At 69.2% G+C, this 9,201-nt stretch carries 8 protein-coding genes and 2 pseudogenes; 9 read left to right on the plus strand and 1 reads right to left on the minus strand.

The window, feature by feature from the left end; all coding sequences use genetic code 11:
- Nucleotides 1-64 precede the first annotated feature (64 nt).
- The 7 genes and pseudogenes from AOK17_RS44100 to AOK17_RS44125 form a co-directional block, all read left to right on the plus strand.
- Nucleotides 65-608 (plus strand): annotated as a pseudogene (locus AOK17_RS44100) (ABC transporter permease subunit); the annotation flags it as partial.
- 2 nt (nucleotides 609-610) lie between these two features.
- Nucleotides 611-873, plus strand: a pseudogene (locus AOK17_RS53030) (ABC transporter permease subunit); the annotation flags it as partial.
- Between the two features lie 50 nt (nucleotides 874-923).
- Nucleotides 924-1,676, plus strand: coding sequence for an amino acid ABC transporter ATP-binding protein (locus AOK17_RS44105; RefSeq protein WP_055618287.1), 753 nt, complete (start codon nucleotides 924-926; stop codon nucleotides 1,674-1,676).
- Nucleotides 1,677-1,750: 74 nt separating this feature from the next.
- The gene (locus AOK17_RS44110; protein ID WP_107102661.1) at nucleotides 1,751-2,722 is read left to right on the plus strand and encodes an ABC transporter substrate-binding protein; all 972 of its coding nucleotides are present in this window, start codon (nucleotides 1,751-1,753) and stop codon (nucleotides 2,720-2,722) included.
- A gap of 177 nt (nucleotides 2,723-2,899) precedes the next feature.
- Entirely contained in the window at nucleotides 2,900-3,715 is an 816-nt protein-coding gene (locus AOK17_RS44115; RefSeq protein WP_055618282.1) for a DUF1684 domain-containing protein, read from the plus strand.
- A 237-nt stretch (nucleotides 3,716-3,952) separates the two neighbouring features.
- Entirely contained in the window at nucleotides 3,953-4,858 is a 906-nt protein-coding gene (locus AOK17_RS44120) for a S1 family peptidase (protein ID WP_055618283.1), read from the plus strand.
- A gap of 143 nt (nucleotides 4,859-5,001) precedes the next feature.
- Nucleotides 5,002-5,700, plus strand: coding sequence for a hypothetical protein (locus AOK17_RS44125; RefSeq protein WP_079053635.1), 699 nt, complete (start codon nucleotides 5,002-5,004; stop codon nucleotides 5,698-5,700).
- Nucleotides 5,701-5,754: 54 nt separating this feature from the next.
- Here the strand turns inward: AOK17_RS44125 and AOK17_RS44130 are convergent, their stop codons facing one another.
- Complete coding sequence (locus AOK17_RS44130) at nucleotides 5,755-6,636, minus strand: alpha/beta fold hydrolase (RefSeq protein ID WP_206190937.1); 882 nt, start codon at nucleotides 6,634-6,636, stop codon at nucleotides 5,755-5,757.
- Between the two features lie 89 nt (nucleotides 6,637-6,725).
- Between AOK17_RS44130 and AOK17_RS44135 the strand changes: the two genes are divergently transcribed.
- On the plus strand, nucleotides 6,726-7,709 hold the full coding sequence (locus AOK17_RS44135; protein ID WP_055618285.1) for a slipin family protein: 984 nt from the start codon (nucleotides 6,726-6,728) through the stop codon (nucleotides 7,707-7,709).
- 285 nt (nucleotides 7,710-7,994) lie between these two features.
- The gene (locus tag AOK17_RS44140; protein ID WP_055618286.1) at nucleotides 7,995-9,077 is read left to right on the plus strand and encodes a S1 family peptidase; all 1,083 of its coding nucleotides are present in this window, start codon (nucleotides 7,995-7,997) and stop codon (nucleotides 9,075-9,077) included.
- Nucleotides 9,078-9,201 lie beyond the last annotated feature (124 nt).

Genomic DNA, 9,201 nt, shown 5'->3' on the forward strand with positions numbered 1-9,201 from the left:
CTCCCGCACCCCGGCACCACCGGGCGCCCCCGCTCACTGCCTTCACCCAGAGGACCCCATGTCGCTGACCAGTGATCCACCCCTTGCCAGAACATCAGCCGAGCCCGAGGACTACGGCGCGCTCAAGGTCGTGCCCGTACGCCACCCCTGGCGCTGGGTCGCGGTGACCGTGACCGCCGTGCTGCTCGCGCAGTTCGTCCACGGGCTCGCCACCAACTCCGGCTGGGAGTGGGAGGTGTTCGCCGAGTTCTTCACCGCCGAGGTGATCCTCAAGGCGGTCTGGGTGACGCTTCAACTCACCTTCTACGGAACGGCGTTGGGCTTCGCGCTCGGCATCGTCCTCGCGTTCATGCGGCTGTCGGCCAGCCCGTTCCTGAAGGCCGTCTCCTTCGCGTACATCTGGGCGTTCCGGTCGATCCCGCTGATCGTGCAGCTGCTCTTCTGGTTCAACCTCGCCTATCTCTACAAGGAGTTGGAGTTCGGCATCCCCTTCGGGCCCGGCTTCTTCTCCTTCGACACGATGGGCCTGGTCGGCGCGATGAGCGCGGCCGTGCTGGGGCTGGCCCTGCACCAGGCCGCGTACGCCGCGGAGATCGTGCGCGGCGGCGNNGGCGGATCGTGCTGCCGCAGGCGATGCGCTCCATCCTGCCGAACGCGGCCAACGAGGTGATCTCCCTCTTCAAGGGCACCTCCATCGTCTCCGTCATGGCGATCGGCGAGCTCTTCTACCAGGTCCAGGTCATCTACGGACGCAACGGCCGGGTCGTACCGCTGCTCATGGTCGCGACGGCCTGGTACATCCTCCTGACCACCGCGCTCTCGGTCCTCCAGTACTACGTCGAACGACACTTCGCGAAGGGAAGCGCCCGATGAGTGCGCCGCTGACCAAGGAACTGACCCAGGACGGGGCGGCCGGCGCCCCCATGGTCGACATCAAGTCCGTGCACAAGAGCTTCGGTTCGCTGGAAGTCCTCAAGGGCGTCGACCTTGAGGTGCGGACCGGTGAGGTCACCGTCATCCTCGGCCCGTCAGGATCCGGCAAGTCCACGCTGCTGCGGACCATCAACCACCTGGAGAAGGTCGACCAGGGCTGGATCAGCGTGGACGGCTCGCTGGTCGGCTACCGGCGCTCCGGCGAAAAGCTGTACGAGCTGCGCGAGCGGGAGATCCTCAGGCAGCGCACCCGGATCGGGTTCGTCTTCCAGAATTTCAACCTCTTCCCGCATCTCACGGTGCTGGAGAACATCGTCGAGGCCCCGGTCTCGGCGCTGAAGCGGCCCCGCAAGGACGTCACCGTGACCGCGCGCGGGCTGCTCGACCGGGTCGGGCTCGCCGACAAGGCCGACGCCTACCCGAAGCAGCTCTCCGGCGGACAGCAGCAGCGCGTGGCCATCGCCCGCGCGCTCGCCCTGGAGCCGAAACTGCTGCTCTTCGACGAGCCGACGTCCGCGCTCGACCCCGAGCTGGTCGGTGAAGTCCTCGACGTCATCAAGGATTTGGCCCACCAGGGCACCACGATGATCGTCGTCACGCACGAGATCGGCTTCGCCCGTGAGGTCGCCGACACCGTCGTCTTCATGGACGACGGCCGGATCGTCGAACAGGGCACCCCCGGCGACGTACTCGACCGGCCGCGGCACGAACGCACCCGCGCCTTCCTCTCGAAGGTTCTCTGAACCAGCCGCTGTCCGATCGTTCCAACCTCTCTTCCCATCGTTCCAACCTCTCTTCCCACACCAGGAGTTCACCCGTGATATCCCGACGCACCCTCGCCGTCTCCGTCGCCGCCCTCGTCGTCGCACCCCTGCTCAGCGCCTGCGGCGGTGACAGCGACGCGGCGACCGGGACGGGCAGCTCCGGCACCAAGAAGGCCGGCGGCGTCAACATCGGCCCCGACCAGAACCGGATCCGCGGCAAGAAGGCCGACGACATCGCCGCGCTCGTCCCGGCGGCGATCCGCAAGCGCGGCACGCTGAAGCTCGGCCAGAGCGCCGACGCCTCGCCGCCACTCGGCTTCTACGCGACCGACGACAAGACCAGAATCGGCTCCGAGATCGACCTCGCGACCCTCGTCGCCGACACCCTCGGGCTGAAGCTCGACAACGACGAGGTCTCCTGGGAGAACCTCTTCGTCGGTCTCGACAGCGGCAAGTTCGACGCCGTCTTCTCGAACGTCACCGTCACCGAGGAGCGCAAGGAGAAGTACGACTTCGCGACCTACCGCCTCGACAACATCTCGTTCGAGGCGAAGAAGGGCGCCGACTGGAAGGTCGACGGTCCCGAGGACGTGGCGGGCAAGACCATCGCCGTCTCCTCCGGCACCAACCAGGAGAAGATCCTCGTCGACTGGAGCAAGCAGAACGAGAAGGCGGGCCGCAAGGCCGTCACCATCAAGTACTTCCAGAAGGACACGGACTACTACCTGGCCCTCCAGTCGGGCCGTATCGACGCCTACCTGGGCCCCAGCCCGTCCGCCGCGTACCACGTGGCCACGGCAGGGCAGTCGCAGGTCATCGGCACGCTCTCCGGCGCCGGCGACGACCTCCAGGGCAAGATCGCCGCCACCACGAAGAAGGGGAGCGGGCTCGTCGACGCGTACGCGGCAGCCATCAACCACGTGATCGAGGACGGCAGTTACGGGCGCGTGCTCAAGCGCTGGGGCCTGTCGAGCGAGGCCGTGCCGAAGTCGGAGATCAACCCGCCCGGCCTGCCGAAGATCTAGGAGATCCCGGGATCCCGGGGCCCCGGCGGTCGCGACCGCCGGGGTGTTCGGGGAGGTCGCGACCACCACGGTCTTCGGGGAGGCCGCGACCACCGGCGCCGCGCCGGACGGAATACACCGGCGCGACGCCGCGCTCACACCTCGGGCCGGCGGAGCCCGTGCGGAAGGGTTGATCACATGACGACGGAACACGTGGCGGCGGAACACCTGACGGCGGACGCGTCCGAGGAGTGGAAGCACTGGCACGAGCACCGCACCGAGACGGTGTCCGCGCCCCACGGCCCGCTCGCGCTCAGCGGCACCCACTGGATCGAGGACTATCCGGAGGGGCTACTTCCGGACATGCCCGGCCGGTGGTCGGCGGACGGCGACGCGGTCGTGCTGACGGCCGACGCGGCCGACGGCCTCCTCGTGGACGGGGAGCCCTTCGCCGGTGAGGTCAGGCTCGGGGCCGACCTCGGTCCGGCCACCACGGCCCGGGTCGCGCACGGCGAGCGCCGGTTCGTCGTCCTCGTACGGGAAGGGGCCCTGGGGGTACGCGACTTCGACCCCGCCTCTCCGGCCCGGCAGGCGTTCCGGGGCATCGAGGCAACGCCGTACGATCCGCGCTGGTCGGTGCCGGGTCGCTTCACGCCGTACGGGGAGGACCGGACCGTACGGGTGGCGAACGCCGACGGACGGGAGCGCGGGCTCGGGCTCGGCGGTGAGCTCGCCTTCACGCTCGGCGGGCAGGAGTTGACCCTTCAGGTGACGGTTCAGGGGGACGGATCGCTGTGGGCTGTTTTCGGCGATGTGACGAGTGGGAACGGCAGTTATCGCTTCCGGTTCCTGCGCCCGGCGGCTCCTGACACCGAGGGGCGCACGACGGTGGACTTCAACCGGGCCCTGCTCCCGCCCTGCGCATTCGCGGACCACTTCATCTGCCCATTCCCGCCGCCGGGCAATACGCTGAGCGCGGCGATTGCCGCCGGGGAACGCAATCTGCTCCGATAATCCGCACGTAATCCACACACTGCCGCTGATGAGATCAACTCCCGTGGGACATACGTAAGTTGAACACCGCACGGCCGAAAGGCGCCCTTGCGCCCGTCGGGTGTGCGGCCAAATACTCCCCCCAGCGCCTTGTCAGGGGCACGGCTTGTCCGGAATCCGGACATTCTTCCCCTGGCGTGCGCCTCACGGGCCCCGACCCCACGCGGGCCCCCGACTTCCCTTTGGAGGGAACGAACAGTGAGGACCAAGCGCACCACCCCCCGCAGCGGAATAGCGAGACGGACCCGGCTGATCGCCGTCACCTCCGGACTCGTGGCCGCGGCCGCATTCACCATCCCTTCCGCGAACGCGAGCGACGCGCAGACGTTCAGCACCTCCCAGTTGAAGAGCGCCAACTCTTCCGTGCTCAAGGCCGATGTGCCGGGCACCGCCTGGGTGACCGACGCCAAGACCGGCAAGGTCGTCGTCACGGTCGACAGCACCGTCTCCAAGGCCGAGATCGCGAAGATCAAGCGGGCCGCGGGCACCAACGCCGGCGCTCTGCAGATCAAGTACACGCCGGGCAAGTTCAACAAGCTGATCAAGGGCGGCGACGCCATCTATGCGAGTAGCTGGCGCTGCTCCCTCGGCTTCAACGTCAAGAACAGCGCGGGCGCCGACTACTACGTGACCGCCGGTCACTGCACCGACGGCGCCGGCACCTGGTGGTCGAACTCCGGGCACACCACCACGCTCGGCTCGACGGCCGGTTCCAGCTTCCCGACCAACGACTACGGGCTGGTGCGCTACACCAACACCTCGGTCGCCAAGTCGGGCACCGCGGGCAGCGTGGACATCACCAGCGCCGCCACCCCGGCCGTGGGCACGAACGTCATCCGCACCGGTTCCACCACCGGCACCCGTACCGGTCGCGTCACCGCGCTGAACGCGACCGTCAACTACGGCGGCGGCGACATCGTCTACGGCATGATCCAGACCACGGTCTGCGCCGAGCCCGGCGACTCCGGCGGTCCGCTCTACGGCAGCAACGGTGTCGCCTACGGTCTGACCTCGGGCGGCAGCGGCAACTGCACCTCCGGTGGCACCACGTTCTTCCAGCCGGTCACCGAAGCGCTGGGCGCCTACGGCGTCAACGTATTCTGACCGGTACGCGACACATCGACACCCGCGTGACCTGACTGCAGCCAGCAGCAGACGAGCCCCCGTACGCCGTTCGCGGTGCGGGGGCTCGTCCTTGGCCGTGGGAGATCGCCGATGTGCACGAGAAAGACCGGGGGAACAGGGAAGTGGCTTCCGACCAGCAGCGCCATGTACGCCGCAGTCCGCTGCTGTTCACGACACCGCTGGTGCTGCTCGCGGTGCTGGCGCTGGTGCTCCTGTGGGAGATCACGCGCGGCAATGTGACGGGGGAGCTGAGCCGCCAGTGGCCCTGGCGACTGCAGTTGATGGACACGGACGCGCTCGGCAGCCTGCTGGCGGTCGCCCTCGCCGCTGTGCTCGGCCGGGCGCAGTACGCGCGTACGGTACGGCCCGCGCTGGGCTGGCGTTCGTCCTGGGTGCCCGGCGCCTTCGCCCCGGACGAGCCCGCCTGGGAGGCGGGCGTCCTGAACGGCGGTCCGCAGCACGCCGTGGTGGAGCGGGTGGAGTACCAACTCGTACCGCACGACGGGGTTCCCGGGGCCTGGACCGACCACGCGGGGCTGTTGCGGGAGCTCGCCGCGATGGGGCTCGTGCACGGCAAGCACTACCGGCAGATGCTCGTCGGCGCGGGCTTCCCCCTGCCGGGCGCCACCGGGTACGAGACCGCGCCCCACGGCGCGTACACCCAGCGGTTCGTCGACGAGGTCGACGAGTTGCGGCTCCGGCTGCGGGTGACGGACGCCGTGGGCGACAGCCATGAGCGGGTGATGGACCTGATGCGCGGGGCGCGGCTGGAGCGGCCGGGGGCCGCGGGGAGCGGGCTCATAGTGGGGCCCGGGGCGTGAGGTGGCCCCGGGGGTGAGGTGGTGGCCCGGGGCGTGAAGTGTGGTCCGGGTAGGTCAGGTGTCGGTCCGTGGGGTCGCGCACAGCCAGTCCAGTACGTCCGGGAGGGCCTCCAGGGCTGAGAAGTGGCTGCCCTTCGGGTCCAGGACCGGGCGGGCGCGGGGGATGCGCTCGGCCAGCCACTCGAAGTGGCCCACCGGGGAGAAAGTGTCCTCGGCGCCGTGCCACAGCAGCACGGGGCGGGTGATCTGCGCCGGGTCGAAGCCCCAGTGGCTCAGCAGCGCGAGGGTGTCGTCGAGCCAGCCGTAGGCCGACTCGCGCAGCGCCTCGCGGTAGTTGCGCAGCAGCATCTCGCTCACGGCCGGGGTGGAGACGATCCGGCGGTCGGTGTCGGTGAGGCCGTCCTTGATCGACGCGAGGAGCTGTGCCGGGTCCGCGCGGATCGCGGCGGCCCGGGCGGCGAGCCGGTCCGCGAACTCCAGGGGATCGGTGAGCGCCTGCGTGAACTCCTCGACGTTGGACCTCGCCATCCCGTCGAACCAGTTCAGCCCCTCGGCGACCGGCGGCGCGAGACTCGCCATCGCCGCCACCCGCCGCACCCGCGAGGGCAGCAGCGCGGCGCAGGCCAGCGCGTGCGGGGCGCCGCCCGAGCGGCCGAGCACCGCGAACTTCCCGAGCCCGAGTCCGTCGGCCAGCGCCGCCACGTCCCGCGCGGCCTGCGCCACCCGGCGTCCGGGACCGCGGTCCGAATCCCCGTACCCCGGCCGGTCGTACGCGATGAACCGCACCCCTGGACGCTCGGCCATCAGCTCCGGCGGCACCGCCCCGTGCCGGCAGCCCGGTGTGCCGTGCAGCAGCACCACCGGGCTGCCGTCCGGATCCCCCCACTCCTCGAACGCCAGCAGTCGTCCGTCCCGCATCCGTATCCCGTTCGGCACCTCGGTCCTCCATCTCCCCTTCGCGTCCGCGCCGGAGTTACCGTCGAAGTACACACCTGTTGCGCCCGATACGGACCCTGGGGGTCGTAATGATCGAGGAGCTGGTGACGGCGGGAGTGGCTCTCGCGTCCGTCGGAACGGTGTACGCGATGGCGGCGGCCCGCGTCGTCAAACAGTACGAACGGGGCGTGGTGCTCCGGCTCGGCAAGCTGCGATCCGGGGTGCGGGGCCCGGGGTTCACGATGATCGTGCCCTTCGTGGACCGGCTCCAGAAGGTCAACATGCAGATCGTGACGATGCCGGTACCCGGGCAGGACGGCATCACGCGGGACAACGTCACGGTGCGTGTGGACGCCGTCATCTATTTCAAGGTGGTGTCCGCGGCCGACGCGATCATCCAGGTCGAGGACTACCGGTTCGCGGTCTCCCAGATGGCGCAGACGTCACTGCGGTCGATCATCGGCAAGAGCGAGCTGGACGATCTGCTCTCCAACCGCGAGAAGCTCAACCAGGGTCTGGAGCTGATGATCGACAGCCCTGCCGTGGAGTGGGGCGTCTCGATCGACCGCGTCGAGATCAAGGACGTGTCGCTGCCGGAGACGATGAAGCGGTCGATGGCCCGGCAGGCGGAGGCCGACCGTGAGCGGCGGGCCCGGGTCATCAACGCGGACGCCGAGCTCCAGGCTTCCAAGAAACTGGCGGAGGCCGCCGGAGTGATGTCCGAGCAGCCCGCCGCCCTGCAACTGCGGCTGCTGCAGACGGTGGTGGCGGTCGCGGCCGAGAAGAACTCCACGCTCGTCCTGCCCTTCCCCGTCGAGCTGCTGCGGTTCCTGGAGCGGGCGCAGCAGCCGGCGCAACAGGCGGCGCCTCCCGCGCCTCGGACACAGCAGCCGACGGCTCAGCCACAGCCGTCGTTGCCCGAGGCACAGCAGCGTCCGATTCAGCCACAGGAGCTCTCGGCACAGGCGCAACAGCTGTTGGCGCAGTGGCAGCAATCGATGCAGGAGCAACTCCCGCCCGTCGAGACACCGTTGGATCCGGACTTCGGAGGGTCGAAATCCGGACAGGACTAGACCTCACGGACTGGCGTTAGTTACTCGCTCGTAGTGTTTGCTATGGGAATCGACGTGGTGAGACGGCCACTTGTCAACGCGCGTCAACCATGCGGGGGCGCGCGTCCGTTGTGGCACGCGCGTCCTGAAGTCGACCTTGTGTGCTCCCGTACGGCCTCGGAATAGTGGTCGGCGTCCGTTGGCATGGACGCGGCTTTTATTGCGAGTCGGGCCCATGTCCGTACACCTTTCGGTCTCGGTGGCCCCCACAGCCGCCGTTTCCGACCCCCCACAGGAGGACACAAGTTGAAGCACCGACGCATACCCAAGCGGCGGGCAGCCGTGGCAGGTGCGGGCATCGCCGCACTGGTCGCCGCGGGAGTCACCTTGCAGAGTGCGAACGCGAGTGAGAACGCGCCCGCTCCCGAGCTCAAGACCCTCTCGGTCACGGCGGCCGGAAAGCTCGCCTCGACGCTCGGCAAGGACCTCGGCACGGACGCTGCGGGAACGTATTACGACGCGAAGGCGAAGAGCCTCGTCGTGAACGTCCTCGACGAGGCCGCGGCCGAGACCGTCGAGTCGGCCGGCGCCAAGGCCAGAATCGTCGAGAACTCCCTCGCCGAACTCAAGGGCGCCCGTACGACGCTGAAGCAGGACGCGACCATCCCCGGCACCTCGTGGGCGGTCGACCCGGCGACGAACAAGGTCGTCGTCACCGCGGACCGTACGGTCAAGGGCGCGAAGATGGCGCAGCTGACCGAGGTCGTCGACGGGCTCGGCGCCAAGGCCGAACTCAAGACCACGAAGGGGGAGTTCAAGCCCTTCGTCGCCGGCGGTGACGCCATCACCGGTGGCAGCGGTCGCTGCTCGCTCGGCTTCAACGTGGTCAAGGGCGGCGAGCCGTTCTTCCTCACCGCCGGGCACTGCACCGAGGGCATCACCAACTGGTCCGACTCGTCCGGCACCGAGATCGGCGAGAACGCCGACTCCAGCTTCCCCGACAACGACTACGGCCTGGTGAAGTACACCGCGGACGTGGACCACCCGAGCGAGGTGAACCTCTACAACGGTTCCGCGCAGGAGATCACGGGTGCGGCGGAGGCGACCGTCGGGATGGAGGTCACCCGCAGCGGGTCCACCACCCAGGTGCACGACGGGTCGGTGACCGGGCTGGACGCCACCGTGAACTACGGCAACGGCGACATCGTGAACGGGCTCATCCAGACCGACGTCTGCGCGGAGCCGGGTGACAGCGGTGGGTCGCTGTTCTCGGGCAGCAGCGCGATCGGACTCACGTCCGGTGGCAGCGGGGACTGCACCTCCGGCGGGGAGACGTTCTTCCAGCCGGTCACCGAGGCGCTGTCCGCCACAGGGACGCAGATCGGCTGACGGTTCGGTTCCGTTGGGCTTGGAGCCCCGTTCCCACCTTTCGGGTGGGGGCGGGGCTTTTCGCGTCGGGTGCTTCGTGCGGGCCGGCCGTGGCTGGGTGCGCAGTTCCCCGCGCCCCTAAGAG

It is taken from the genome of Streptomyces phaeochromogenes (genome assembly GCF_001418655.1).
Classification (GTDB): domain Bacteria; phylum Actinomycetota; class Actinomycetes; order Streptomycetales; family Streptomycetaceae; genus Streptomyces; species Streptomyces phaeochromogenes.